This is a genomic window from Pseudomonas sp. FP2254, assembly GCF_030687695.1.
Taxonomy (GTDB): Bacteria; Pseudomonadota; Gammaproteobacteria; order Pseudomonadales; family Pseudomonadaceae; genus Aquipseudomonas; species Aquipseudomonas quebecensis.
This window is the reverse complement of the sequence record NZ_CP117444.1, coordinates 3,662,592-3,688,541: the sequence shown is the minus strand read 5'-3', so window position 1 is coordinate 3,688,541 and position 25,950 is coordinate 3,662,592. Positions and strand designations below refer to the sequence as shown.

Genomic DNA, 25,950 nt, shown 5'->3' with positions numbered 1-25,950 from the left:
GCTCGGCCTGCACTCGCCTCATTCAGGTGCTTAATAGACGGCACTCGGGCGCGTTGGCGTAGTCTGTTGCTACACACCTACTGTCGTTCGCGGAGTTTGCATGATCACTGTCCACCACCTGAACAACTCGCGCTCCCAGCGCATCCTGTGGCTGCTTGAAGAATTGGGCGTGCCTTACGAGATCAAGCGCTATCAGCGCGACCCCAAGACCAACCTCGCGCCGCCTGAACTCAAGGCGGTCCACCCGCTGGGCAAGTCCCCAGTCATCGAGGACGGCCCGCATGTGGTGATCGAATCCGGCGCCATCGTTGATTACCTGATCCGCCGTCACGGCCAGGGCCGCCTGCAACCCGATCCGGCCAGCGCCACCTATGACGAATACGTGCAGTGGCTGCACTTCGCCGAAGGCTCGGCGATGCTGCCATTGATGCTCAACCTGTATGTGGGGCGCCTGGGCGATGCCGGCGCGCCGTTGCACCCGCGAATCGAATCGGAACTGGCCAACTACCTCGGCTACCTGAACGACGTGCTGGAGCGCACCCCTTACCTGGTGGGTGAAGACTTCAGCGGCGCGGATATCCAGATGAGTTTCATCGGTGAAATCGCTCAGGCACAGGGCAAGTTGCAAGCCTACCCGCACCTGGCGGCGTGGCTGCAGCGCCTGCAGGCGCGCCCGGCCTATCGCAACGCTGTGGAGCAGGGCGGCGAGTACGCGTTCGCCAAATGACCGCATGATGCCGGCGGCAGTGGCGTCGACCGTGCCGCTGCCTTGCCTGTTCGCCGGGCTTGAAGGCCCGGCGCTTCAGCGCACCCGCGTTCGGCTCTGCACCGCCAGGTCCAGGGCCTTTTGCATGTCCAGGCGGGCCGAGCGTCCTACATCTTTGTCGTTAAGCTGATAGTTGCGTTCCGAGGGCAGGATCGGCGCGGTGAGGTCCTGGGCGTCGCTGCGTTCGAAGTCATGGTTGTCACCGATGGTCATGGCGCTGCGGCGCAGCAGCATGCGCAGTTGCTCGGGCTGCAACTGCGGGTTGATCGACAGCATCGCCGCCACGAGGCCGGCGACCATCGGCGTCGCGTACGAGGTGCCGCAATGCACGGCGCCTTGCTCATCAGCGCCCGGGGTCGAGGCGTGGGTGCAAGCGGCGGCGGTGATGTCGACGCGCATGTCGACGTTCGAAGAGGTGCGCGTGACCGCATAGCCGGGGTCATCCACCGCCACGTCGGCGCGTTCGCTGCGCTGATGCCCGCCCACCACCAGCAATTGTTCGGTGATGAACGAGGAGGGCAGGCGGTAGTCATCGGTGCCGGAGAATGACGAGCCGTTGCCGGCCGAGTTCACCACGATCACGTCGGGATGCTCCTTGCGCAGCCACAGGAAAAACTCCTCCAGCAGTTCCTCATAGCCGCCCATGGCGATTCCCGAGCGCACCAGGGAATCGACCTCCTTGCCATTGACGTCTTGGGTGCCGACGCGATGGATACCCCAACTCCAGTTCAGCACCCGCACGCCGTCCTCCACCAGGTTGACTGAAGCTGCGATGTTGGCAGTGATGCCGGCGTCGGAATTGCGGTCGACGATGACCTCGAAGCCGCCGCTGGCCTTATCCAGGCCGCGCAGGAACCCGCGGTTGCCGCCCTTGTCCCAGCGCGCTGCGAGGATGCCGGCCACGGTGGTGCCATGGCTGTCGGGCTTGGTGCTGTCGCGGGCGTAGACGCAGGTGCGTTTGGGCGAACAGGCGCCGAGGTCGTCGGCGAAGTCCGCAGTGTCGAAATCCACACCGCGCTCGATCACGCCGATGCGGATCGGTTGTGGCGTAATCGGTGTGTGGTGACCGGGAATGCGTCGCTGATAGTAGGCAACCGCATCGAGAAAACGGTTGGCGGCCCACTCGTCGGAGTCCGCCGCGGGTTTGTTCGGTTTCGCCTGGGGCGCGGCCTGTTCCTGCTCTTCGGCGCCGGACTCTTCGATCACCACCGCATCCACCCCGGTCTCGCTGCCCAGGCGCAGCACCAGTGCGTCACGCTGCGTCAGGTCTTTGGCCGGCACTCGCAGCTGGTAGACATTCAGCGGCGCGATGGCTCCGACCACCGTCGCTCCATACTTGCGCGCCAGACGCTCGGCTTCCTGGCGCCCGTTCTGGTCTTCTTCGATCAGCACGCTGACCAGGTCGACATAGGTGGTCAGGCCGTCCATGTTCTTCGCCACTTCATCGGGTCGTGCGGCCACCACGTGGCTGTGACGCAGGGTCAGCCAGGCTGCGTTGCTGGTGCGCGGGCCGTCCTCCAGCCATAACGGGCCGCTCTGGTAGTGGCTGCTGTCGAGGTGCAGGCGCAGGGTGTCGCCATCACGCTCAACGGCTGGCGCGGGCAGCGCCTTGCCCGCCAGTTTCAGCTGCGGCGTGGCGGCGCCCAGCCCACGTATGCTGAGGCACCAGTCCTGTTGGCGGTTCTCCAGCAGGTTGCCGCAGCGCTTGAGGTTTTCCAGGCGCAGCGGCTCCTGGGCGCACGCGGCGGCACTGGCAGTTAACGTGAGGAGGGTCGCGAGGGCGCTGGATTTGAAGGGCATGGGGCTGGTTCTTTGCCGGGAGGTGTTGTTCCGACTGTGGCGCAGGGCGCTGCGTTCCAAGACTTTGAACTCCTGCGGCGCCGCTTGGCTCCTACTTCATAGGTTCTGCACCAGGGATGTCGCGATGACCGATCAACACCTGCCTGCCGGCACACCCGGCGCCGTCTTTGAAACCGACTTGCCGGCGCGGCTCGACCGCTTGCCCTGGGGCCGCTTCCACACCTTGCTGGTGTTTGCGCTGGGTATCACCTGGCTGCTTGACGGCCTGGAGGTGACCTGGCCGGCTCGGTGTCCGGTGCCTTGAAAAACAGCCCTGACCTGCGCATGAGCAATTTCGACATCGGCCTGGCCGGCGGCGTGTACATCGCCGGCGCCGTGCTCGGGGCGCTGTTGTTCGGCTGGCTCACCGACCGCCTGGGGCGACGCAAACTGTTTTTCATCACCTTGTGGCTGTACATCGGTGCCACCGCAGCGACGGCGTTTTCCTTCAGCCTGGAAAGCTTTTTGCTGTTTCGCTTCCTTACCGGCATGGGCATCGGCGGCGAGTACACGGCGATCAATTCGACCATCCAGGAATTCACTCCGGCGCGTTATCGCGGCTGGGTGGACCTCACCATCAACGGTACTTTCTGGCTGGGTGCCGCGCTGGGCGCCGGCGGGGCTATCGTGTTGCTTGACCCGAACGTGGTCGGCGGCGACCTCGGCTGGCGCCTGTGTTTCGGCATCGGCGCTGCGCTGGGCCTGATTATTCTGGTCATGCGCCTGTGGCTGCCGGAAAGCCCGCGTTGGCTGTTGATTCACGGCCAGCACGACGAAGCCCGGCGCATCGTCGAAGGCATCGAAACCCGGCTGCGCCACCAGGGGCATGCATTGCCTGCCGTGAGCGGCCCCGGCCTGCGCCTGCACCCACGCGACCACACGCCGCTGGGCGAAATCTTCCACACCCTGTTCGTCAGTTTTCGCCGCCGCGCGCTGGTGGGCATGACCCTGCTGACCGCCCAGGCGTTTTTCTACAACGCGATCTTCTTCACTTATGCCCTGGTGCTCACCGACTTCTACCAGGTACCCGCCGAACAGGTCGGCTGGTACGTGCTGCCGCTGGCCCTGGGAAACTTCTGCGGGCCGCTGCTGCTGGGTCGGCTGTTCGATGTGATCGGCCGGCGCGTGATGATCAGCTTGACCTATGCGGTGTCCGGTGTGCTGCTGGCGCTGAGCGGGTACGCGTTTGCGCAAGGCTGGTTCGACGTGACCCAGCAAGCCATCGCGTGGATGGTGATTTTCTTCTTCGCCTCGGCTGCCGCCAGCTCGGCGTACCTGACCGTCGCCGAGACCTTCCCCCTGGAAATCCGCGCACTGGCCATCGCCGTGTTCTACGCATTCGGCACCGGGCTGGGCGGGATCATCGGGCCGACCTTGTTCGGGCAACTTATCCAGACGCAACAGCGCGGCAGTTTGTTGATCGGCTATCTGATCGGCGCCGTGCTCATGTGTGGCGCGGCGGTGGTGCAGGCAGTCTGGGGCGTGGCGGCGGAGCGGCAGGCACTGGAGACGGTGGCCAGGCCGCTGTCGCAGGCCAGATAACGCTGGTGCCGCTTCGGTTTATCCACTAATTTGCGGCATCACACGCCCACGCTACATCCCACGGAATTCGCCCCATGCCTCTGCGTTCGAGCTTGTTGTGCCTGTGTCTGTTCAGCGGCCTGAGCCAGGCCGCCGTCGACTGTTCCGCCCTGGCGGAAAAAATCTCCGGCACGGCGCCTGAGTTTCATCCTTCGGTGCAGGGCAAGGTGATCGGCACCGGGCGTGCGCATTTTCATACCGCGCCGGATGAGGCCTGTGCCGACAAGATGCTGTTCGTGATCCCCGGTGATGGCCTGACGGTCTACGCCATGCTGGAAGACCAGTCGTGGGTGCAAGTGAACTTCGTCGCCAAGGATGGCGAGGACTACACCGGTTGGGTCAAGGCCGACCGGGTGGAGATCGGCGAGGCTTACGGCGCGCCCTCGGAGGAGGGGCAGTGACCGGCGCCAATCAGGATCTCAGGCCGATTTACAACTGTTTACGTATTGCTTGATGGCTTCGCGTCAGGCTTCTTACCGACCCGACCCCACGTTGAATGAGCCTGCAAGCATGAAGCTCCCCGCCATCGCCGCCGTGTTTATCGCACTCGTTACGCTGCACTCGCCTTGGACGCAAGCCGCCACACCCCTCACACATGTCGCCATCTACCGTGGCCCGGCGGGCTGTGAGGACTGTTCCGAAAACGTCAAACAGGCGTTGCTGCGGCTCAGCCCCGATTACCAGATCGATTTTGTGGGGGCTGACGAAGCGGTCGACATCACCCCCCAAACCCTCGCGCGTTATGACCTGTATGTTCAGCCCGGCGGAGGCCAGGACATTTCTGCGGCGCTGGACAGTTTAGGTGCGGCGCGCGTGCAAGCCATCCGCGAATACGTGGCCAGGGGCGGGCGCTACCTGGGGTTGTGCATGGGGGCTTATCTGGCCGATAAGGGCAACTTCGGTTTGATCCGCTACGACCTTGATTCCGAAGCCGGGCGGCCGGGTTTTGAAGTGAAGGGCATTGAGGACGCGGCGGTGAGGGTGGTCTGGGATGGCAAGGCCGACAGCGTGTTTTATCAGGATGGACCTTATTTTCCCAAGGCCGATGCGCGCGCGCCGTATACGGTGATTGCCACCTATGCCAATGGCGATGTCGCGGCGGCGCGGTACACCTATGCGAAAGGTGTGGTGGTGCTGAGCGGCCCGCATCCGGAGGCGGGGCAGGAGTGGTTCGAGGACGCCGACATTGCGCTGAGCAGGATGCCCAGAGGCGAGCTCTTTGGCGTATTGGTGCGCAAGGCGGCTGAATAGGCGCACCGAATATCAGCACTCAGCCCCCGGCGGATGGCCGAAATGCGCCTTATAGGCATGGTTGAAGTTGGCCGGGTTGGCGTACCCCAAGCGGTGGGCAATCTGCGCCACGTGCCATTTGCGCTGGCGCAGCAGGGTGCGCGCCAGTTCCAGGCGCTGCTGGCGCACGTAATCGAGCATCGACTGGCCGTACACGCGGCTGAAGGCGCGTCTCAGGGTGGTTTCCCCCACGCCCAGTTCCCGGGCCAGCGCCAGCGTGCCGGGCGGGTTCATCAGGTTGGCGTCGAGCTGAAAGCGTGCTTCGTGCGCCAGGTCCGAATGGCTGCGCAACGCGGCCACGGGTTTGGCCGGCTGCGGCGCCAGATGCGTGGCCAGTTCGACCAGCACGGCCAGGCTCAGGCTTTCCTGATTCAGCCGCTCCAGCGCGCCCTGGTAGGGCGAATGATAAAGCCGCTCGAGCAAACGTCCGAGTGCGCGGCAGCCGTTCAGCGCTGAAAAGTGCATGCCATCGTCGAGCAGAGACGCCAACGGCTGCAGTGACGCGTCTTCTTCGGCCATTTCGCGCAGGTAGTCGCCGCCGATGCGCAGCCCGGCCATGCGCGCACCACTGCCCGCGGGCATCTGGTCCATGGCTTCCATGCTTTCGCTCAAGCCCAGCACATGGGGCGCGCCGGGGGTGTATTCATTCAGCACGCCGTCCACCCGATGTTGCCACTGCCCACCCAATACCTGAACGATGCACAGGCTGTCGGGCAGCACCTTGTGGATGCTCAACGGTTCGGGGAACTGCAGGTCACAGTCGAAATACTGCAAGTGCGACCGCACCGTCTGCGCGCGGTAATGCCCGATCGCGCTGCCCATGACCTGCCGCGCGCTGTCGTCAAATACGCCGGCCTGGTCCAGGGCCTCCGGGTGATCGAAGCAGAATTGGGTATCCAGATACGGGTTACGGCGGTCCATTGAAAAAGCCTCCGTCAAGGCTGGTTGGCAACGTTGCATCATACCGACATCACGCAAAGGGATCAGTTGTTGTGAGCCACGGCCTTATTGTTGTGCGCGGCGGCCGCACCGCTTGGCAGAGCCTTGTGCGTTGATTTCAATGGTCGGCTTTGAACTGTCGAGGAAGCCGATGATGTTGATTTATCGCAAATGGGCGGCCCTGTTGGGCTTGGTGCTGGCCGTGTTCGCGGGGATCGCCCACGCTGACAATCGCCCGGAAGTCGCGGAAAAAGTGCTGGCCTACGCTGGCGAGGGCGGTGTGAAGGTCTGGACCCTGCGCATCGGTGCACGCAGCGACAATCAGGCGCTGGTGCAGGTGGAGGGCGTAGACCACGACTGGAACATGAAGATCCAGAAAATGGCCGTGGAAAAGACCGGTAAGGACACCCGCTATTCCACCACCGTGGACGGCCAGAAGTTTGTGGTGCTGGTGCTGCAACAGGGCTGGGGCGAGCTGTACTTGCCCGGCGAAGCTCAAGAGTTGAACGTCGGCTATGACGAATTCCTGTCCAGCCAAGGCAATGCGCAGGCGTTCCTGACTGACTACCTGCAGGCCAATTGAGCAATGAGCCGATTCGGACGGTGGTCATGGGCGCTGACGATGCTGCTGCTGCCGCTGGCCCTGATGGGGTGGGCCAGTGTGCAGAGCTGGCGCGCCGATGAAGTGCTGCGCGAGGCGCAGGGTATCGGCAGCGACTACGCCTGGCTCCGCGTGCGTCAGGCTCTGGCCGGGTTGGCGTATTGGCTGGCCCTCGCCGCGTTGGTGGCAGGGCCTGCGACGTGGCTGAAGCTGCGGCTGGACGCCTGGCGCGCGCGGCAATCCAGGGACTTTCTCTACGACCGCCTGTTCCTCTGCTGGCGTGCCCTGGGGCAGTGGTTGGTGGCCTACACCGGGCTGTTGGTCGGCGCGCTGGCGGTAAGCCTGCTATATGAATTGAGCTGGGGCTGGAGCCACTTCAAGGCCGGCGGCTGGTTCATGCTGTTGGTGGCGGTGCCGGTGATTGCGGTGCTGTGGGTCGGGTGCCTGCTGATCGAGCGGTTGCGCCGGCAATGGCACGCCCTGGACCGGCCGTCCTCGGCGTTTCTGGGGCAAGCCATGGGTCGCGACAAGGCCCCGGCCTTGTGGGGCTGGATCGAGCAACTGGCCCATACCGCCGGCGCACCGGTGCCCGACCATATCGTGGTGGGCATCGACCAATCGTTTTTTGTCACCAGTGTCGATGTGGCGCTGCAACCGGCCGGTGATCTGCTCACCGGGCGTACTCTTTACCTGCCGCTGACCTACCTCTCAACCCTGAGCCAGGCCGAGACGGCGTCGATCATCGGCCATGAGCTGGGGCATTTCAGCAGTCGCGACACCGAGCGCGGCAGCGAAATCGGCGCGCATTTCAGCCTGATGTGCGTGCACTTTTCGTTTATCAGTGCGGGGGATGCCGACCCGGCGTGGATCGAGCGCCCGGCGATCTGGATGACGCAGCGTTTCCTGCACCACTTTCAACTGGCAGTGCACCACTGGGGCCGCGCCCAGGAACTGGTGGCGGATCGGGTGGGCGGCAACATCGGTGGCGAGCGGTTGTTCTGCCAGGCGCTGCTACGGGTTATCGCGCTGGACGCCGAAATCAACACGCTGCTCAGCGAGCGTCACCCCAACCTGATCCAGGCCCTGGCCGACCACCTGCGTCGCACACCGCTGCGCTTGAACGAAGCGGCGCTGGACCATGCCATTGCGCACCCTTTCGATACGCACCCGCCGACAGTGCTGCGCCTGCAGCAACTGGGCGTGGTGCTGGATGACGCCCTGCTGGCCGAGGCCACGCGCGTGCCCACCGAACACGACCGCCACTGGTTCAGCCAGCTCACCCAGGCGTCGTCCGCGCCTGCCGCGCAGCCCTTATCACCGCCACTATCCATCGCCCAAGGAGAATGACCCATGACCCAACCCTCCGATCCGCTGTCGGATCTGGCCAGCACACTCAGCCAGGAATACGCCGATTCCCGCGACGCTCAGCGCGAGCGTGCGGTCGCCGAACTCGAGCAGGTTATCCAGCGCGTGCCCGAGCAGACCGAATTCACCAACTCGCGCCGGTACAAGATACGCGGCCCGTTGTTTTTGCTGGTTTCCCTGGGCTTGCTGGGGTTCGCGCTGCACCGGGGTTCCACCGGCCTGGGCGTGTGTGCCGCAGTGATGGCGGTGTTGTTTGTGTTGTTGACGTGGCAGCACCGCAACGCCGGGCAACACGCATTTATGCGCCTGACCCGCCGCCAGTTGTTTGTGGACACCCTGAGCGCGCCGGTGGACCTGGTGGACATTGTCGATGTTTCCATCAGTGAGGAGGGCTGGCTGACGGTACAGAAACTGATTTTGCGTGCGGATGCGCCCCTGCCTGTTCATCGCTCCGCGCGACAGCTGTTCGGCAACCAGGCCCTGGCCCTGAAAAAGCCCCAGCCGCAGATCCGCATCCAGTCCGCCGGCCTGATGCAGGACGGCCGCACCCTGGACTGCGACCAGATCGCAGAGATCCTCAACGGCTATTGCCAGGCCGCCCATGCGCAACGTCACCTCGATGCGTTGCGCCAGGAGGCCCAGCGGGCTTAATCGGTCCGCTAGCGCAGCGGCACATACACATCGGTCTGCCATTGATCCTGCGGCGTCTCGGGGTAGACGCTCAGGTAATGGAAGAACAGCGGGTGGTCGCGAAGCTCCTCGCCGCTGGCAGGCAGCCAATCGCGGTAAATCGGATAGATGGTTTCGCCGATATGATCCGGCGAGCCCACATGCCGCACCACCACGCAGCGCCCGGCAGGAATGACGCGCGCATGTACGCCAAACTCGTTTGGTGCCACCGCCGCGTCAATCTCGCCACAAACGGCGAAGCGAAACGCCTCCGGCGCGGTGGTATCGGGGTTGTTATACGGAATGCCAAACGTGCGGCTCGACGCCACCGGCGACTGGCCGCTCTGCTTGCGCCATTCGATAAATCGGCTGGTCGTCTGATTGACCAGCCCGGCGGGCCCGCAATGCTCAAGCGCGGCCACCTGGGTTTCGGGGAATTCTACAATGCGTAATTGCATGATGATCGTCCTGGAAAAGTGAGGGATAGCGAACACAGCATTCCAGGTCTGCCAGTTCGGCACCTTCCTGAACGCACTCGGCGCCATACCGAACGCCCGCCGGAACGCCCGGCTGAATGCCTCCGGGCTATCGAAACCGGCACTGAGCGCGGCCTCCAGCACCGAATAATCGGCAGCGGTCGCCAGGCTATGGGCCGCACGACGCAGGCGCATCAGTTGCACATAACGCGACACCGGCACGCCGACAAACGCGGTGAACTGTCGATGGAAGTGAAACGCCGAAAAATTCGCCACCCGGCTCAACGTATTCACCGACAGGTCCCCTTCGAGATTGGCCTGGATGTAGGCGAGGACGGCGTTGAAGCGCTTGGTGTAGGCGAGTTGGGTCGGCGTTTCGGACACTGGGAGAAACTCCTGGAAGGGCGGTCGGCGATAGAGTCGACTATAGCGGGGCGCGCGTGCCTAGCCGGGTTTGCTCAAGGTGAGATTGGGGTAAGAGGCTCTACACAACGCGTTCGGTGAAAACATAACCTGAGAACACCAGGTTTTTGTGGTGAGCAGGCTTGCCCTGCGCTGGGCTATTAGTGGTCTGCCCCCATAGTCTTAAGCACGCTTGTTCGCTTCCTGAATAATGCCCGTGTATCTGGTAGCTGGCAGATATCGGCACATCACCGCCAAGCGGCCTCCTTTGGGGGATATTCGCAGTATCAGCGACTTCCCTGGCTACGCCACAGCACAGGCCAATAAGCCTGATCCAGCCCCATGCAAGGGATCATTTCAGCCGCATGCGTGAGCGTGAAACCGCTACCGTCGTAACGCCAGCGCAGCGTAGTACCACAACCGCCCATCCTCATCGCTCTTTCCTGACTGCTAAGTACACCCGTGGCCGGATCAAACTCTACGAAGCCCTGGGGCTCTCGTTCCGGCAGGTTTGGCACTTCGGCGATCAGCGCTGCACGCGCCTGCTCTGGGTGGTCCAAGGGCGCTTGGTAAATACTGTAGAAGCAGTTGTAGCCCCCACAGCCGGCTTCGATGATCACTAGTGCTTGATCTGAACTCAAGGCGTAGGCGTTGGCTTTTGGCGTGATGTCTTCATTCAGATCTTCTTGCCAGTCCTTGCGCGTAGCAACGACCACGGCATCCGCGATCTGTTTTGCTTTGTCCGCAGTTAGCGCGGCAGGTGCCTGCCAAATTGGCGCTATCGGAGCGGCAGGGGCTGACGGCACGCTGCTAGCGGGCGCCGGGCCCTTGGAAATCAATGCGTCCTGCGTGCCGACCCGCCCCTGAACCGAGTCCATCAGCAACAGCGCCGCACTCATCCCGCTTAGCGATGCGTACGATTTGCCCTCCTTGACCGGCAGCACCAGGTAGTTCCCATTGCGCAACTCTGTGATCAGGGCTTGGGCTGACGAACCGTTGAGTGCATAAACCTCGGGGGTATCGCCTTCTTTCAGTTCGCCACGTTCAAATTGAGACTTCAGCGGTTTGTCATCAAGTGTTGGCTGTCCACGGGTTTCTGTATAGCTGAACACCCCGACATGCAAGGCGCCTTGCGGGCCGGCTTCACGTGTGACTCGTATGCTGAACGTTGAAAAGCCCGTGTCATCGCGCTCCTGCACGGCACTGATCGCCGTGCATGTTCGTGTGTTATCGCAGCCGATAATCCAGTCCTTGATGTCACGCGCCAACGGGACTTTCTCGGCAGCATGAACGCAGCCAATGCCTGCCGCCAAAAGGAATGTGAAAATGCTACGTATCATCAGACAGACGCCTCTGTACAAGTAAGCGCCTATTAAGACAGAGTTTTTTGCTGATACCTATTGAATGGCCGTCAGTCACAACAGAATCGCCGCATTGAACAACCGGCGCTGCAAGTAGAAGCATGCAAACGGGGTGCGACCACATTTAAACAATGGGATCTGCCACCGACTCTGCCTTCAACCCACTAACACGCTGGGCCGCTCACCGTAAGATTGTGGCGGACATAATAATTGTCGAACTCACTGCTTTGGACGAACTGGAAACCATATCGGGTATAAAAACGATTCGAGGCGCTTTCTTTGAGGGCACTTACTTTAATCGACCTTGTGTCGAGGAAGTAGGCTTGGCGATGATCGTGCGAGCCGAGTTTTTCGGTGCCGATGGCACTGGCTATCTGGGATACGTGCACTGGAGTCTGGTTGAACATATTAACCATCGACAACCCACGCTGTTCCTCAATGACGGCACAGTTGTTTCGTTCTGGGCAGGAATTGTTAAACCCATCCTGGGATGAAGCCTCAGATGAAGCGAAACGGATTTCTTTCCCTATCACATTTGAGTCTGAACCATTACTCGGGCTCACGCCGATGGTCGGCTTCTTGGAAGGGATGTATTACTTGGATAGCAATGACCAGATTTCTTGCGTTTCGATGGGTGAAAGGCGAGGACGGTAACTACCCTCATCTGGTTTACAGCAGTGACTGATGCGGCAAAAAAGCCAGCGCGAGTCGCCTGGTTCTGACCGCTTTCTGACCGTGGTGACCGGCAAAAATCGACCCCATAGCTGCCCTTAGCGAAGAGCAGCTACCGCCATAAAGCTGCTGTTGGGGTCTGGGGTGCATTGTCGAGAAGCAAGCAAAGGGGACGCTCGATGCCTAGGGCCTATTCGCCCTTGGCCATTTCAACTCTCCCCATCTCCAACGCTCCGCTGAGCAGCACTGCATTTCGTACACGGGCGGGAAGGATAGTGACAAGGGCTGCCATTAGACCGTGTCGCCAGTGGCCATGAGATGAGAGTGTGTGGCCTAAATGAGACAGCGCTGCGCTGGCAGCCAATTCTGCTGGAATGGTAATGGCAGCTGGTTCTGTGCCTGCTGCCATAGCTGTCGCCATGACGGTGGGCTGAAAGGACAAAACGTCGAGTTGATCTGAATACTCAAATGCCAGCGGAACAGTGAGATGATCAACGAAAGCCTTGCAGGCTCCATAGATCTGCGTACCCGGCCAATAAAAGCGTCCCACAATGGAGCCTACGTTCAGAAGCGCCGCACGTCTTCCTGTCGAGGAGCTGTGCCTGAGAAGTCCAGGCAGCAACGTATGGGTCACGATAGCGGTGGTACTGACATTCACAGCCAGCAAACGGCGTAGAGTTGCAGTCGGCACATCCGCATAACGCCGATGTACTGTGGTGCCTACACAGTTGATCAGCACCGAGAGATCAACATCCTCTGCGGCGGCGGCCAGGGCTTGATAGGTGTGTGGCGCCGAATCCGACAGGTCAAGCGCGACAGTTCTAACTTGAACCCCCAACTCCTGCAACTCGCTCTGGAGGCGATCAAGTTTGGACTGGGTACGTGCTGCCAAGATCAGGTTAAAGCCGCAGTGGGCTAACTCGCGGGCGAAAGCTTTACCCAAACCGTCGCTGGCACCAGTGATGAATGCCCAGCTTCCTTTACCGTAGCGTTTGGCTAAAGATTCGCCGTTGAATCGCGCTGGTAGCCAGAGGTAGATCCAAAGCCAGCGTGCTAGCTTGACTAATGCCCAAGTCAGAAATGCTGCGCCGGAAATCTGCAGTACAGCCAGTAAATTCAATGCCATCGAGATACCTCCAGAAGTGGATGGATGCTTGAAAAGTCTCATCGCTACTGTGGTAACCAAGGGCAGCGGGCTATGTCGAAACATCAGCCCGTTAGCTGCCGCAGATTGGTCAGAGCAGTGGTGAAGGCCAATCGTGCTTCTCTGGCGTTATGTTGTCATTTACATATGTTCAGATGCCGGTTTTGTCTGCGCTCGCTTTCAGCTTTCGCCGAATTCGGCTCAAGTGAACTGGGGTCACCCCCAAATAACCTGCAAGCACGTGCATGGGAATTCTTGCCAATCGATCTGGCTGAGTGGAGAGCATGCCCAGATATCGTTCTGTAGGGGTTTGCGAGATGGCACTGGTGTAGAGCTTGATGTAGTCGACCAGTCGCAACTGCGTGAGTGCCAGCAACTGAGTCTGCAAGATTGGTTTCGAAAGGGTGTGCGCCAGAACGGTGTCCCGGTCTAGCACGCACAGGTGGCACGCTTCCATCGTGATAATTTCCAACTCGCTTGGACAGCCGCTAACCAGACTCTCCAGAGAGCTTACGACCTCGCCCTCAAAAAAGAATTGGACGCTGGTATCCGTTCCTTCTGCGTCGCGCACGCAGATCCGCACTGCACCAGCTTTGATGAGGTAGAGGTTTTTAGCGAAGTCTCCCGACCGTAATAGGGCATGGTTGGCCTCTATGTGGAGGTGTTTGCCGTACGTTAGGAAGAAGTCGCCTAGGACAGTGTCTAGTTGCATGAACGCAGTACCGCACAAGGAATGGGGGCGCCGGTGTCGACAGGCCGCTTCTGGCCGATTTCTGCCTGTCACGACCGATAGCTGTAGGTCGACTGACGCCGGTCAGGCCAGCGTCGTTCGTCGCTATTTAGGAGCCATTTGGTGTGGAGTGTAAGAATTTACCGCCTTTAGCTTCAACTGCCGAGCGAACGGCCTCGGAGTCTGATTTAGAACCGATGAATGCAAGTTGTAATTTAGGAAGCATAGTTGATGTATTATTTAAAGCCGAAATAGCTGAGTTAGCTGCAAAAGAACTATTAACTCCTGAGATGGCGACACGAACGTCAGCTTCGCTTGCAGGGGCAATTATTTGGTGGATGCTTGAAACAATCGGAGAGTCTAGACCTGCACTTCCGATAAGGGCGGAAGCCATCGCTCCAGAGATAGCGTTATTAGCTGCGGGAATCCAGATTAAATTGAATTTTTGTTGCTCAAACAAAATTGCCGCAGATTGTGCAGCTTGCTGTGGCGATTGGCTCACAGCTGTAGCGCATCCTGCTAATGTAAATAATAAAAGTGTGAGTGCTATAACAATTTTCATGATTGCTCCTGATTATTTATTAGTCGACACTACTGCCGCGGTTTTGCTGAATGCATGTGGTGTAACTTTCCATAGCGACACGTGACCTCTTGATTGTCCTGAAAATTGATTTTCTAATCGCGAGATTAAACGTAAAAGCGCGGCAGTGATAGACGCATCATTACTGATGCAGTAATAGCCTGTCCACGGTCTGCATCTGGACGATTACTGCCCGTCACAAAGAGCTTTATCTGCATACGGTCCTTTGTGAGTCAACCTATCAAGTCAGTGTTGGTTCACCCTGGACTCTTCTTCCTCGCCCCCTGCAATTGCTGCCCGTTCAACCCTGAACCAGACCGCAGTTCAACACCATAGGTCCGGTCGACCCGCCGATGCGTGGAACGACCCGCTGTGCCTTTCAGTCTACCTGTACCTATTCATCGGTAAGGTACGGCGTAATGGATAAGACAATCACCGTGGACCAACTGGCGACCACTGACCTCAGATCGGTCAACGAGATCTGGCTCGGCGACACGCATACGCAGCTGTGTCTATGGCGTGGCGAGCAAGTGTTCACCCACGAGATGCTCAGTGAGGGAACCCACGATCAGAATGTTCGGCGCCTGTGCTTGCAACTGGTCGATCCTGACGATCAGGCTGCGGTGGCCCGTGTTGAGGTGATCGTGCGCGAACGGCTGGTAAAGATGGGCAAGGAGGGCGAGTTTTATCCGGCGCAAGAGGCGGACACTTATCAGTAATCGCGCTGCCGCTGAGCAAGTGGGCGGGCCGGTCATGGCCGAAACCGGCCCATCACGCCTGCAATCGGTCTACCATGCACGCCCCGGCAGTGGTTCCACGCGCTACCGTTCTTTTCCTCAATAGGTACCGCAATGTCCATCGAGCACATTTCTCTCCCCAAAGGCGTCGGCCCGCAGGCCGCCAAGCTTCTTGATGCCATTACCGGCGCCGCCACCCATGAAGAACTCAACCGCGCCGGGGGTAAAGCCGAAGGGTTTGTGCTTGGGCTGGAAGCCAGCAAAGCGATCAAGAGCCAGGTCGCCGAGTCGTTGTATGTGGCTTACGACGACGCGGCGAGCCATCGGGCGGATGAGCTGAAAGGTTAAGCCGAGCAGGGCGCTTCGCGGTCGAGGAGGCGGGCGGTGAGCAGTACGCCGAGTTCGCTCAGTTGGTGGATGGCCAGGGCGATGTCGCGGTGTTTGCCGCTGAGGTCTTCGGACAGGTCGAGCAGCAGTGTGCTGACGCTGGTGAAGGTTTCGTAGCTGTTGGTGATGAGGCTTTCGGTGCTGGCGTCGGGGGTGACGCTAAAAAGATGGGGTGAATCTGGCGTGACTTTGTACATACAAGATATCCCGAATGATGCCGTCACCTTGTCGCTACTAAACGATGGGTGGCAGCTGTACGCAGGTTAGTAGACCGGTGGATATCTAAAGCCGGCGCGCCCGGAGGCGCCCTACGCACAGCCACCATCAAGTTCAGACGCAATGTCTAAATGATGAAGTTCATGCACTTTTCAATACCCAACTCAGGCTACTAAACCCGATCTCTGAGAAATTCAGCGACCGGGCAACCTTAGAGACGGCCACCCCAGCGCACAAGCCGGCGGATTCTGACGCAGGCGTAGGCAAGGGAGCAAGGCGTCGCAGGGTATTCGGATTTTGCCTTCAGACGATTTTCGCCAACACCGTCCACATGCTCCGATCAGAACCCCTGGCTGACGCTGACACCGCGCATGATGGAAAACCTGGGGTCGATCAGCTTGAGGCCCTGTTCACCTTTCACGCGGCCGACCGTCACATGGTAGGTCTTGGGCGCTTCGGAAAGGTTTTCCGGGTGGCGCGTGAGTTTTGCCAGGGCCGGGGTTTTGGCCCAGGCGGCCACGGGCATCTGGCGGATGTCTAGGGTGACCACCCAGGATTTGTCCACAGCGGCGCCCATCGGGTCAGGGTTGGGGCTGATGTCCTTGATCTTGGCGATTTCGTAGCCTTTGGAATAGCAGAAGCCCGGTGCTTGTTCGGTGTAGGCCGTGCGACCGGCTTCGGTGAGGCTGTAGGTTTTGTCGCTTTTGGCCAATAGGCCGGCGTCGACCAGGGCGTCGAACGCCGGTGCGTTGCCGCTGGAAACGGCGGCGCTGAAGCCTTCGCTCAAGGTGACCGGGAAGCTTTTGAACATTGGCGCGCTGACGCAGGCAGGGCCTTGCAGCTGGGGTTGGAGCGCCGTTTGAATGTCCGTGTCGGACGGGCTGTCGCTGCAGGCGGTGAGCAGCAGGGCGCTGGCGGCGAGGGCCATGGCGTTGAGTCGCATCGTTTTATCCTTGACGATTGAGGGCGGGTCGGCACTGAGACTGTCACGTTGAGTAAATGTTTCCGCCATTTACAGCGGTGCATTATTGTGGCCGCCTTCGCCTGAATAAGCACCGTCGTCCGCAGGAGCGCCCATGACATTGACCGTCGACACGTTTATCTCCCTGGCCATGGCCAACCCCCTCAATGCAGAAATCACTGCACGCCTACCCGACCTGGGTGTGGCGCAGTGCATGCTCACGGCGGGCTGCCTGTTCCAGGCGGTGTGGAACCATCAGGCGAATCGACCGGCCGATCAGGGGGTGAAGGACTACGACGTTTTTTACTTCGACCCAGACCTGTCCTACGAAGCTGAGGACGCGGTGATTCGCGCGGCGCAGGCGTTGTTCAAGGACTTGGGGGTGAATGTCGAGGTCAGGAATCAGGCGCGGGTTCACCTGTGGTATGGCCAACGTTTTGGTCGACCTTACCCCCAGTTGCATTCGGCCCGCGACGGCGTGGATCGTTACCTGGTGGCCGGCACCTGCATCGCTTTGGAGGTGGCGACGGGTGAGTTGTATGCACCTTACGGGTTGCAGGATGTGGCCGAGGGCGTACTGCGCATCAACCCGCTGCACTCGGAACCCGCGTTGTTTGCGCAAAAGGCCCTCAGTTATCAGGCGCGCTGGCCCTGGCTCAGGATCGTCGCGCCCGGTTCAGCCGAGTAGGCCACCCAAGGCGGCGCAGCCAGCCACCACCAGCCACGGCGGCAGTTTGCAGACCATCAGTGCGACGAGCGCGAGGACTGCCAGGGCGACGTCGTACAGGTTGAAGATCGCGCTGGTCCACACCGGGTGGTACAGCGCCGCCAGCAACAGGCCAACCACCGCCGCGTTGACCCCCGCCAACGCGGCCTGGGTGCGTGGGCTGTGGCGCAGGCTTTGCCAGAAGGGCAGGGCGCCGAAGATCAGCAAGAAAGATGGCGCGAAGATCGCCAGCAGGCACACCACGCCGCCCAGCCAGCCGCTGGGGGCTTGGTTCATTGAGGCACCCAGGAAGGCCGCGAAGGTGAAGAGCGGCCCCGGCACGGCTTGTGCGGCACCGTAGCCGGCGAGGAAGACGTCATTGCTCAGCCATTGCGGCGCCACCACTTCAGCTTGCAACAACGGCAGCACCACATGACCGCCGCCGAACACCAAGGCGCCGCTGCGGTAGAAGGCGTCCACCAGCGCCAGGCTGTGATGGGGCAGCCCATGCGCCAGCGCCGGCAGGCCCACCAGCAGCACGGCAAACAGCAGTAACCACAAGGCCCCGGCGCGTCGGCTGAGGGGGATGGGCAGTGCGTCGGGTTCAGTGGCCAGTGCAGGTTTGAATAGCACCAGACCGGCCAATCCAGCGGCGGCAATCACGCCCACCTGCGCCCACGCCGAGGGTTGCCACAGTACTGCTGCGGCCGCGAGCAGCATCAGCAGCAGCCGCGCCGCGCCCCGGCACAGGTTGCGCGCCATGCCCCACACGGCTTGGGCGACCACCGCCACCGCGACCACCTTGAGGCCATGCAGCACACCGGCGGGCACGGCCGTACCGTAGTGGGCCAAGCCCAAGGCAAACAGGATCAGCAGCAACGCTGACGGTAATGTAAACCCGGCCCACGCCGCCGCCGCGCCGCCGTAACCGGCGCGGGTCAGGCCCAGGGCGATGCCGACCTGGCTGCTGGCCGGGCCGGGCAGGAACTGGCACAGGGCGACCAGTTCGGCATAGTTGCGCTCGCTCAGCCAGCGTCGCCGGGTCACGAACTCCTCGCGAAAATACCCCAGGTGCGCAATAGGGCCGCCGAACGAGGTGAGCCCCAGGCGCAGGAAAATCAGGAACACCGCCCAGGGGCTGCTGTGTCGATCGCTGATGGGGTCGGTCAAGATTGGTCTCTCGGGCGGGTGGAGTGAAGGCACGGTAACCAATTTTAATGACGGCTGAAAGCGAGGGATCCGACGCGAATTTCCGACCCGCATTGAATTTATGCGCGCCTGCTTGAGTCATTTGAAGCATGCAGACCGCTTGGTTTTCTTTCCACTCGCCCCGCTGACCTCAGCCAAGGACCGACGATGACCTTCTTTATCTTCCTGCTCGCCTGCGCCGCCGCCGCCAGTACCGGCATTATTTTCAAGCCCGGCGCATGGTACGACTCTCTGGTTAAACCGAGCTTCACACCGCCCAATTGGTTGTTTCCGGTGGCGTGGACGATCATCTATCTGCTGCTGGCCTGGGCCGGTTATCGCTTGAGCCTGATCCCCGGCAGCCAGATGGTATTGGCGCTGTGGGCGGCGCAGATTGCCTTGAATACCTTGTGGACCCCGGTGTTTTTCGGTGCCCACCGGCTGTTGGCGGGCATGGTGATTATCGTGCTGCTCTGGCTTACTGTCGCCGCGATGGTGGTGCTGGCCGTGCGCCTGGACCTGCTCACCGGCTTGATGCTGTTCCCGTACCTGGCGTGGCTGTGTGTAGCGGCGGCGTTGAATTTTTCGATCCTGCGTAATAACCGCTGATGGCCCTGCAGCCATGGCCCGCCAGTGCGACCGAACTGGCCCAGATGCGCCGCTTCAATCAGAAACTGGGGTGGATGCCGCGCTTCAAGATCCGCAATCGCGTCACGCCGCGCGTGTTGCAGACGTTGTTGCGCATCAGCCAGAAAATCAAGAAAGGCCCAGCCGCTGAAACCCGCTTGATCCGCCAGGACGGCATGCAGGTGCCGGTGCGCATCCTGCGTCCCAGCGGCCCGCCCAAAGGCGTGGTACTGGATATTCACGGTGGCGGCTGGGTGATCGGCAATGCGCAAATGGACGACGACCTCAACCTGGGCATGGTGCGCGCCTGCGACGTGACCGTGGTGTCGGTGGACTATCGGTTGGCGGTCGACACACCGGTCCAGGGCTTGATGCAGGACTGCCTGGCCGCCGTGCGTTGGCTGCTCGGTGAGCCGGAGTTTGCCGGGTTGCCGGTGATTGTCGTCGGGGAATCGGCCGGCGGGCACCTGGCGGCCGCGACGCTGCTTGCATTGAAACAATGGCCGGCGCTGCTCGAACGGATCAGCGGCGCGGTGCTGTATTACGGCGTGTACGACCTCACCGGCAGCCCCAGCGTGCGGGCGGCAGGCCCCGATACGTTGCTGCTGGACGGGCCAGGGATGGTGGACGCCTTGCGCCTGCTGACGCCGGGGCTGAGCGATGACCAGCGTCGGCAGCCACCTTTATCGCCTTTGTACGGTGATGTGGAGGGAATGCCGCCGGCCTTGATGTTCGTCGGCGAGCTGGACCCGCTGCTGGACGACACGCGGTTGCTCGCCGAACGCTGGCCGCAGGCGCAGGCGCACTTGCTGCCTGAATCGGCCCACGGGTTTATTCACTTTCCGGTGGGCATGGCGGATGCGGTATTGGGGTATAGCCGACAGTGGATCAGCGGTTGCCTCACTAGGGAACATTCTTCGCTCTAACACCGCGCATCACATCGATAGTGGGCCTGACGACTCTTTTCGTGGTGAGTCGACGTGATGTGATGAGCGGTTTTTTGTGGTGAGCAGGCTTGTCCTGCGTTGGGCTGCGAAGCAGCCCCACTCCAGACAATGTGGTTTCATCTGACACGCCGAGGTGCCTGGGTTTGGGGCCGCTCCGCAGCCCAGCGCGGGCGGTGCGACGATTCGACAAGCCCGCTCACCACAACAAGCCTATCCACCAACCATATAGAGCAATCCCCAGAATCCGCCCCACGTCGACGTGATGTGATGAGCGGTTTTTTGTGGTGAGCAGGCTTGTCCTGCGCTGGGCTGCGAAGCGGCCCCACTCCAGACAATGTGGTTTCATCTGACACTCCGAGGTGCCTGGGTTTGGGGCCGCTTCGCAGCCCAGCGCGGGCGGTGCGACGATTCGACAAGCCCGCTCACCACAACAAGCCTATCCACCAACCATATAGAGCAACCTCCAGAATCCGCTCCACGCCCTGGCTGTCTTATCAGTTGGACCGCAACCGCAGTATCTGCGCCCCATCGACCGGGTCGGTCAGGTAGTGCGCCTGCACGCCAAAGGTGTCTTGCAGGCGTTGCGGGGTGAGCACCTCCAGCGGTTTGCCCAGCGCCACCAGGCGCCCGCGATCCAGCACGGCGAGGCGGTCGCAGGTCAGGGCCTGGTTGAGGTCATGCAGGGCGATCAGGGTGGTCACCGGCAGCGCTTGCACGCCTTTGAGGATCGCCAGTTGGTGCTGGATGTCCAGGTGATTGGTCGGTTCGTCCAGCAGCAGGATCCGGGGCCGTTGCGCCAGGGCGCGGGCGATGTGTACGCGTTGGCGTTCGCCGCCGGACAGGCTGCGCCAGGCGCGCTGGCTCAGGTGGGTGGCGTCCACGTCGACGAGGGCCTGGCGCACGATGGCGTCGTCCTCGGCGGCCCACGGGCTCAGCGCCGACAGCCAGGGCGTGCGGCCCAGGGCCACGGCGTCGAACACGCGAATGGCGTCGTCGGTGTCGGCCTGCTGTTCCACCACCGCCAGTTGCTGGGCGATGGCGCGGCGCGACAGGTCGCCCAGGCGCTGTTCGCCCAAGCGTACTTCGCCCCTGGACGGCGTGCGCAGGCCGGCGAGCAATTTGAGCAGGGTGGACTTGCCGGAGCCGTTCGGGCCGACGATGCCCAGGGTTTCACCCAAAGCCACCTGCAGATCGATCCCGCGCAGCAGCTCGGCGTCACGCACCTTGAAGCCCAGCGCCGTGCAGCTCAACACCGTCATCGCGCGTTCCTCCGGCCGACCAGGATCAGCGCAAACACCGGCGCACCCACCAGCGCCGTGACCACGCCGACCGGAATCACCTGGCCTTTGATCAAGGTGCGCGACAGCACATCGGCGGCGATCAGAAACAACGCGCCGCCCAACGCACTGGCTGGCAGCAGGCGCGAGTGTCCGGTGCCGAGCAGCAGGCGCACGGCGTGGGGGATCACCAGGCCGACAAAGCCGATGGAACCCACAATCGACACCATCACCGCCGTGACCAGCGCCGCGCAGCCCACCAGCACGATCTGCACCCGCCGCACCGGGATGCCCAGGGACGCCGCCGAGTCGCTGCCGAAGGTGAACGCATCCAGCGCGCGACGATGCCACAGGCACACCGCCAACCCCAGCAGCGCGACCGGCACCGCCAGCCACACCGACGGCCAGCGCACGCCGCTGAGGTTGCCCAGCAGCCAGAACAGAATGCCGCGCGCCTGTTCGGAACTGGCCGATTTGGTGATCAGGTACGCGGTAAGGGCATTGAACAGCTGCGAGCCGGCAATGCCCGCGAGGATGATCTGGCCGGTGCCGCTGGACGAACCGCTGGCGCGCGCAAGCAGAATCACCAGGGCAAATGCCGCCATCGCGCCGACGAATGCGCCGGCCGAGAGCGACACCAGTCCACCGCCCACGCCCATCAGCGCCACCAGCACCGCGCCGGTCGAGGCGCCGGCGCTGATGCCCAGCAAGTACGGGTCGGCCAACGGATTACGCAGCAGCGATTGCAGGATCACCCCGCACGTGGCCAGCCCCGCACCACAGGCGGCGGCGACCAGGGCGCGGGTCAGGCGGTAGTTCCACACCACGCCTTCATCAATGGGGTCGAGCACATAACCGGCGTGCCACAGTTTGTTGGCGAGCACCTGCAACACCACCTGGGGTTCGATGGCGGTTTCGCCGATGGCTACCCCGGCGAGTACCGCAGCGAGCAGCAGCGCCAGGGCGAGGAGGGTGCGCAGCAGGCTGGCAGTCATTGCGGCAGGTCGTAGCCGTCGATGGCGCCGGCCAGCTGTTCCAGGCCATCGAAGGTGCGTACGCTGGCCTGCAAGGCCAGGGCGTCGAGGATGATAATGCGGTTATGTTTGACCGCGTCCATGTTGCGCGTGACCGGGTCGCTGCGCAGGAAAGCGAGTTTCTTTTCATGGTCGTCGGCGGGGTAGCGACGGCGGTCCATGCGGGCGATCACCAGAAAGGTCGGGTTGGCCTTGGCGATGGTTTCCCAGCCGACGGCGGGCCACTCTTCGTCGGACTGCACCACGTTGCGCAGGCCCAAGGTTTGCAGCATGAACTCGGGCACGCCCTTGTGCCCGGCCACGTACGGGTCGCTGGCCATCTCGGAACTGGAGAACCACACCAGCGCGCTGGCCTGCTTGAGGCCCTTGCCCTGGGCCGTGGCGACGGCCTTGGCCAGGCGCGCCTTGAGGCTGTCGTTCAGTTGCTGGCCACGGTCTTGGACGTCGAAGATGGCCGCCAATTGGCTGATGCTTTTGTAAATGGTGTCGATGCGAAACGGCTCCAGCCGCGTGCCGTCAGCGCCCACCAGGTTGTCCTTGCCTTCGCAGTCGGAGGGCAGCAGGTAAGTCGGGATGTTCAGCTCATGAAACTGTTCGCGGGTGCCCACCACGCCCTGGGGGCCGACCACCCATTCCAGCTCGGCGGCCACCAGTTGCGGACGCTTGGCGATCACCGCCTCGAAGCTCGGTTCGTTATTGGCCAGGCGCTCGATGGTGTCGTTCTGCGCCTTGAACTGCGGCAGCACCGGGTTGAACCACAGCGACGTGCCGACCACCTTGTCGCCCACACCGAGGGTGTAAAGCATCTCGGTGGCGGTCTGGCCGATGGTCACGCTGCGCGCGGGCGCCTGGGCAAAGGTCAGCGTGCTGCCGCAGTTCTGCACCGTCAGCGGGTAGTGAGTGGGCGCGGCGTGAGCCAGGGTGGCCAGGCCGAAGCCGGCGAGCAGGGCGGTAGCGCGTGGCAGCATGGGGCGTTCTCCGTGTGGACCGTACGTGCAACGGGGGAGGTACGCTCATGGAAACACGCCCTTGAACACCGGCGCCAAGGGCCGGGCAAGGAGGTCCTTCCCGGACACCCCGCCGGTTAGTGATCTTGCTGGGCCGGCAGGTCTCCTGACTGATGCGTCATCGCCACGCTCCAGCCTTCCCGGACGCGTCCAGTGGCAGTGGGGAGCAGGCTCGGCACCTACAGTTGCGGGGGCAGTTCCGATTGGCGCGGGTGTACCGCGCTTCGGATTCCCTATTAGTCCCGTTCGGGAACCGGCGCGGTATGGTAGTCGATCAGGGCGAGGCGATATAGCCCGAAGAGCGCCCGGTCACAGACGAATGTCCTGCGGGCCGCGGATCAACGTCTCGATTCGCGTGCCGGTGGCGCGCTCTTCGTTGCTGAAACCGTCATAGTCGGCCAGGTTGGCGAAGCGGATACCGGTCAGTTGTTCGATCTGGATCACACTGCGTCGGTAGGTGCGCAGTGGGCCGAACACCAGATCGAGCTGCCCCAGCTCACGGCTTTGGTCGATCATGTAGGCGCTGGCGGAAGGCTTGCCGTCGTCGCCCAGATAGGCCACCACTTTCCAGAAGGCCTTGGGGATTTTAACGCCACGGTAGACGCGGTCGTCGTCGGCGAACAACGGGCCGGTGAATACTGTCGCCCGGGCTTTCCAGCGCTGGGTGTTGTCCAGGATGTAGTCCTCCAGTTCCAGCCAGGTCTTCTGGTTGAAGCCGCTCATTTGCGGTGAGCAGTTGGTGAAATGGAAGGTGTCGAAATTGGCCGTGTTCGCCTCGTCGCCCCAATTGGGGTCCTGGCGCCGCACCAGGTGGCCACGGTCCAGGCCGTTGCCGGCATAAAGGTCTTCGCCGATCTGCGCGGCGATCGGCAGGCGGCCATCGTAGGCCCAGGTATCGTTGCTGCGCACGATATCCACATGGTGTTCGCCGTCGATATTGACGCCCACATAAAGTGCCAGTCGCCGCGAGCGCGACAGGGTGATCGAAAAATGCGTGTAGTCCAGGCGCCCGGGCTGCACGTCGTCGGCGATTGAATCGTCGACCGTGGGCCACGGCACCGCGAAGCTGCTGAGAAAGTCCTCGGCATAACCGCGACGGTCCTTGAAGTCTTTGGCGGCGGTGACACGCGCGGTCGCGGCCCTGGCCTCAAGGAGGCTCGGGCCGGGCGCGACCAGTGGGCGCAGGTCGGCGAGGCGTGGGCGGTGTGACAGGTCGATTGTGGCTTTACGTGCGGGCATGAGCGATTCCTTGCGGGCCTTGGGTAAATACTACTGCAACACAGATTCATGACAATTTGGGCCAGGCAGTGTCCGCAAGGCTATGCTGGAACGGTCAACCGGATATTCACCACACGCCTTATGGAGCAAGCCTATGTGTGTTCACCCTAGCCGCAATCCGATTTTCTGCCTGATCCCGCCGTACATGCTCGACCAGATCGCACGCCACGGCGATAAAGCGCAACGGGAAAATGCCCTGCGCACGCGTGCCAAGGACAGCACATTCCGTTCGCTGCGCATGCTTGCAGTGCCTGCCAAAGGCCCGGCGCACATGGCGCTGGCCATGGGCGCGGGTAAAAGGCGGTCGATCTACACCGCCGAAGGCTCCGATAGCCTGCCGGGCAAGCTGGTCCGAGGCGAAGGGCAGCCCGCCAGTGGCGATGCGGCCGTGGACGAAGCCTACGACGGCCTGGGCGCCACCTTCGATTTTTTCGATGAGGTATTCGACCGCAATTCCATCGATGACGCCGGCATGGCCCTGGACGCCACGGTTCACTTTGGCAAGGATTACAACAACGCATTCTGGAATTCGGCCCAGATGGTATTTGGCGATGGCGACCAGCAGTTGTTCAACCGCTTCACCGTGGCGCTCGATGTGATTGGTCATGAGCTGGCCCATGGTGTCACCGAAGATGAAGCCAAGTTGATGTACTTCAATCAATCCGGTGCGTTGAACGAGTCGCTGTCGGACGTGTTTGGTTCGTTGATCAAACAGTACGCGTTGAAGCAAAAGGCAGAAGACGCCGACTGGTTGATCGGCCAGGGGTTGTTTACCAGCAAAATCAAAGGCACGGCCCTGCGTTCGATGAAGGCCCCCGGCACTGCATTTGACGACAAACTGCTGGGCAAGGACCCGCAACCGGGGCATATGGACGACTTTGTGCAAACCTACGACGATAACGGGGGCGTGCATATCAACTCCGGTATCCCCAATCATGCGTTCTATCAAGTCGCCACCCGGATTGGCGGGTTTGCCTGGGAACGCGCGGGGCGCATCTGGTACGACGCGTTGCGCGATGCGCGACTGCGACCCAATTCCGGGTTCCTGCGCTTTGCGCGTATTACTTATGATGTTGCCGCCCGACTGTACGGCGAGAACAAGGAGGAGCACAAAGCAGTCAAGGAAGGCTGGAAAGCGGTCGGCATTAATGTCTGACAAACCGCCTGGGC

At 61.8% G+C, this 25,950-nt stretch carries 26 protein-coding genes, 2 pseudogenes and 1 riboswitch; of the genes and pseudogenes, 13 read left to right on the top strand and 15 right to left on the bottom strand.

What is annotated here, in order from left to right; genetic code table 11:
• The first annotated feature begins 100 nt into the window (after positions 1-100).
• Positions 101-727, top strand: coding sequence for a glutathione S-transferase family protein (locus PSH94_RS16950; RefSeq protein WP_181081480.1), 627 nt, complete (start codon positions 101-103; stop codon positions 725-727).
• Between the two features lie 75 nt (positions 728-802).
• Here the strand turns inward: PSH94_RS16950 and PSH94_RS16945 are convergent, their stop codons facing one another.
• The gene (locus tag PSH94_RS16945; protein WP_181081481.1) at positions 803-2,566 is read right to left on the bottom strand and encodes a S8/S53 family peptidase; all 1,764 of its coding nucleotides are present in this window, start codon (positions 2,564-2,566) and stop codon (positions 803-805) included.
• A gap of 124 nt (positions 2,567-2,690) precedes the next feature.
• Between PSH94_RS16945 and PSH94_RS16940 the strand changes: the two are divergent.
• From PSH94_RS16940 to PSH94_RS16930, 3 genes and pseudogenes are all read left to right on the top strand, one after another.
• Positions 2,691-4,147 (top strand): annotated as a pseudogene (locus tag PSH94_RS16940) (MFS transporter).
• A 74-nt stretch (positions 4,148-4,221) separates the two neighbouring features.
• A complete protein-coding gene (locus PSH94_RS16935) occupies positions 4,222-4,587 on the top strand; it encodes a hypothetical protein (protein WP_305435399.1) in 366 nt (121 codons plus the stop codon).
• A gap of 109 nt (positions 4,588-4,696) precedes the next feature.
• Positions 4,697-5,437 carry a BPL-N domain-containing protein gene (locus PSH94_RS16930; RefSeq protein ID WP_305435397.1) on the top strand — a complete coding sequence of 247 codons (741 nt, stop codon included), beginning with the start codon at positions 4,697-4,699 and terminating at the stop codon, positions 5,435-5,437.
• Positions 5,438-5,449: 12 nt separating this feature from the next.
• Here the strand turns inward: PSH94_RS16930 and PSH94_RS16925 are convergent, their stop codons facing one another.
• Positions 5,450-6,397, bottom strand: coding sequence for an AraC family transcriptional regulator (locus PSH94_RS16925; RefSeq protein WP_266246191.1), 948 nt, complete (start codon positions 6,395-6,397; stop codon positions 5,450-5,452).
• A 172-nt stretch (positions 6,398-6,569) separates the two neighbouring features.
• On the opposite strand from PSH94_RS16925, the gene PSH94_RS16920 reads away from it, so the two are divergent.
• The 3 genes from PSH94_RS16920 to PSH94_RS16910 are packed head-to-tail and all read left to right on the top strand — an operon-like array spanning position 6,570 to position 9,032.
• Positions 6,570-6,998: a hypothetical protein gene (locus PSH94_RS16920; protein WP_305437739.1), complete on the top strand. Its 429-nt coding sequence runs from the start codon at positions 6,570-6,572 to the stop codon at positions 6,996-6,998.
• Between the two features lie 3 nt (positions 6,999-7,001).
• Positions 7,002-8,363 (top strand): M48 family metallopeptidase, encoded by a 1,362-nt coding sequence (locus tag PSH94_RS16915; protein ID WP_305435395.1) that lies wholly within the window; start codon positions 7,002-7,004, stop codon positions 8,361-8,363.
• 3 nt (positions 8,364-8,366) lie between these two features.
• A complete protein-coding gene (locus PSH94_RS16910; protein WP_305435393.1) occupies positions 8,367-9,032 on the top strand; it encodes a hypothetical protein in 666 nt (221 codons plus the stop codon).
• 8 nt (positions 9,033-9,040) lie between these two features.
• On the opposite strand, the gene PSH94_RS16905 is transcribed toward PSH94_RS16910, so the two are convergent.
• The 6 genes and pseudogenes from PSH94_RS16905 to PSH94_RS16880 all read right to left on the bottom strand — a co-directional run bounded on the left by PSH94_RS16905 (position 9,041) and on the right by PSH94_RS16880 (position 14,397).
• Positions 9,041-9,910 (bottom strand): GyrI-like domain-containing protein, encoded by an 870-nt coding sequence (locus PSH94_RS16905; protein WP_305435391.1) that lies wholly within the window; start codon positions 9,908-9,910, stop codon positions 9,041-9,043.
• 305 nt (positions 9,911-10,215) lie between these two features.
• Entirely contained in the window at positions 10,216-11,268 is a 1,053-nt protein-coding gene (locus tag PSH94_RS16900) for a DUF1176 domain-containing protein (RefSeq protein WP_305435389.1), read from the bottom strand.
• Between the two features lie 185 nt (positions 11,269-11,453).
• Positions 11,454-11,588: pseudogene (locus tag PSH94_RS16895) on the bottom strand (GNAT family N-acetyltransferase); the annotation flags it as partial.
• Positions 11,589-12,151: 563 nt separating this feature from the next.
• Entirely contained in the window at positions 12,152-13,087 is a 936-nt protein-coding gene (locus PSH94_RS16890) for an SDR family NAD(P)-dependent oxidoreductase (protein WP_181081490.1), read from the bottom strand.
• A 169-nt stretch (positions 13,088-13,256) separates the two neighbouring features.
• On the bottom strand, positions 13,257-13,817 hold the full coding sequence (locus PSH94_RS16885) for a Crp/Fnr family transcriptional regulator (RefSeq protein WP_181081491.1): 561 nt from the start codon (positions 13,815-13,817) through the stop codon (positions 13,257-13,259).
• A gap of 127 nt (positions 13,818-13,944) precedes the next feature.
• Complete coding sequence (locus PSH94_RS16880) at positions 13,945-14,397, bottom strand: hypothetical protein (protein ID WP_305435386.1); 453 nt, start codon at positions 14,395-14,397, stop codon at positions 13,945-13,947.
• 437 nt (positions 14,398-14,834) lie between these two features.
• Between PSH94_RS16880 and PSH94_RS16875 the strand changes: the two genes are divergently transcribed.
• Positions 14,835-15,134 carry a hypothetical protein gene (locus PSH94_RS16875; protein WP_094066784.1) on the top strand — a complete coding sequence of 100 codons (300 nt, stop codon included), beginning with the start codon at positions 14,835-14,837 and terminating at the stop codon, positions 15,132-15,134.
• Between the two features lie 132 nt (positions 15,135-15,266).
• Positions 15,267-15,500, top strand: coding sequence for a hypothetical protein (locus PSH94_RS16870; protein ID WP_034099224.1), 234 nt, complete (start codon positions 15,267-15,269; stop codon positions 15,498-15,500).
• Here the strand turns inward: PSH94_RS16870 and PSH94_RS16865 are convergent.
• Both PSH94_RS16865 and PSH94_RS16860 read right to left on the bottom strand, forming a co-directional pair.
• Positions 15,497-15,736: a DUF6124 family protein gene (locus PSH94_RS16865; protein ID WP_285428591.1), complete on the bottom strand. Its 240-nt coding sequence runs from the start codon at positions 15,734-15,736 to the stop codon at positions 15,497-15,499. The two genes, PSH94_RS16870 and PSH94_RS16865, sit on opposite strands and share 4 nt — an antisense overlap.
• 359 nt (positions 15,737-16,095) lie before the next feature.
• Positions 16,096-16,698: a hypothetical protein gene (locus PSH94_RS16860; RefSeq protein WP_253508580.1), complete on the bottom strand. Its 603-nt coding sequence runs from the start codon at positions 16,696-16,698 to the stop codon at positions 16,096-16,098.
• A gap of 133 nt (positions 16,699-16,831) precedes the next feature.
• On the opposite strand from PSH94_RS16860, the gene PSH94_RS16855 reads away from it, so the two are divergent.
• Positions 16,832-17,404 carry a nucleotidyltransferase family protein gene (locus tag PSH94_RS16855; protein ID WP_253508578.1) on the top strand — a complete coding sequence of 191 codons (573 nt, stop codon included), beginning with the start codon at positions 16,832-16,834 and terminating at the stop codon, positions 17,402-17,404.
• On the opposite strand, the gene chrA is transcribed toward PSH94_RS16855, so the two are convergent.
• A complete protein-coding gene (chrA, locus tag PSH94_RS16850; RefSeq protein ID WP_305435382.1) occupies positions 17,393-18,592 on the bottom strand; it encodes a chromate efflux transporter in 1,200 nt (399 codons plus the stop codon). The two genes, PSH94_RS16855 and chrA, sit on opposite strands and share 12 nt — an antisense overlap.
• Before the next feature lie 186 nt (positions 18,593-18,778).
• Between chrA and PSH94_RS16845 the strand changes: the two genes are divergently transcribed.
• Together PSH94_RS16845 and PSH94_RS16840 are read left to right on the top strand one after the other, a co-directional pair.
• Complete coding sequence (locus PSH94_RS16845) at positions 18,779-19,219, top strand: TspO/MBR family protein (protein ID WP_034099216.1); 441 nt, start codon at positions 18,779-18,781, stop codon at positions 19,217-19,219.
• A complete protein-coding gene (locus tag PSH94_RS16840) occupies positions 19,219-20,163 on the top strand; it encodes an alpha/beta hydrolase (RefSeq protein ID WP_305435380.1) in 945 nt (314 codons plus the stop codon). The genes PSH94_RS16845 and PSH94_RS16840 overlap by 1 nt, the downstream gene beginning before the upstream one ends.
• A 515-nt stretch (positions 20,164-20,678) precedes the next feature.
• Here the strand turns inward: PSH94_RS16840 and PSH94_RS16835 are convergent.
• The 4 genes from PSH94_RS16835 to PSH94_RS16820 all read right to left on the bottom strand — a co-directional run bounded on the left by PSH94_RS16835 (position 20,679) and on the right by PSH94_RS16820 (position 24,741).
• Positions 20,679-21,443, bottom strand: coding sequence for an ABC transporter ATP-binding protein (locus PSH94_RS16835; RefSeq protein ID WP_181081499.1), 765 nt, complete (start codon positions 21,441-21,443; stop codon positions 20,679-20,681).
• On the bottom strand, positions 21,440-22,444 hold the full coding sequence (locus tag PSH94_RS16830) for an iron ABC transporter permease (protein WP_285428596.1): 1,005 nt from the start codon (positions 22,442-22,444) through the stop codon (positions 21,440-21,442). Before PSH94_RS16830 ends, PSH94_RS16835 begins: the two co-directional genes overlap by 4 nt.
• An 8-nt stretch (positions 22,445-22,452) precedes the next feature.
• Complete coding sequence (locus tag PSH94_RS16825) at positions 22,453-23,463, bottom strand: ABC transporter substrate-binding protein (protein WP_253508568.1); 1,011 nt, start codon at positions 23,461-23,463, stop codon at positions 22,453-22,455.
• 117 nt (positions 23,464-23,580) lie between these two features.
• Positions 23,581-23,775, bottom strand: a riboswitch (cobalamin riboswitch).
• 36 nt (positions 23,776-23,811) lie between these two features.
• A complete protein-coding gene (locus PSH94_RS16820; protein WP_305435378.1) occupies positions 23,812-24,741 on the bottom strand; it encodes a DNA/RNA non-specific endonuclease in 930 nt (309 codons plus the stop codon).
• Positions 24,742-24,874: 133 nt separating this feature from the next.
• On the opposite strand from PSH94_RS16820, the gene PSH94_RS16815 reads away from it, so the two are divergent.
• Positions 24,875-25,936: a M4 family metallopeptidase gene (locus PSH94_RS16815; protein ID WP_181081502.1), complete on the top strand. Its 1,062-nt coding sequence runs from the start codon at positions 24,875-24,877 to the stop codon at positions 25,934-25,936.
• The last annotated feature ends 14 nt before the right edge of the window (positions 25,937-25,950 follow it).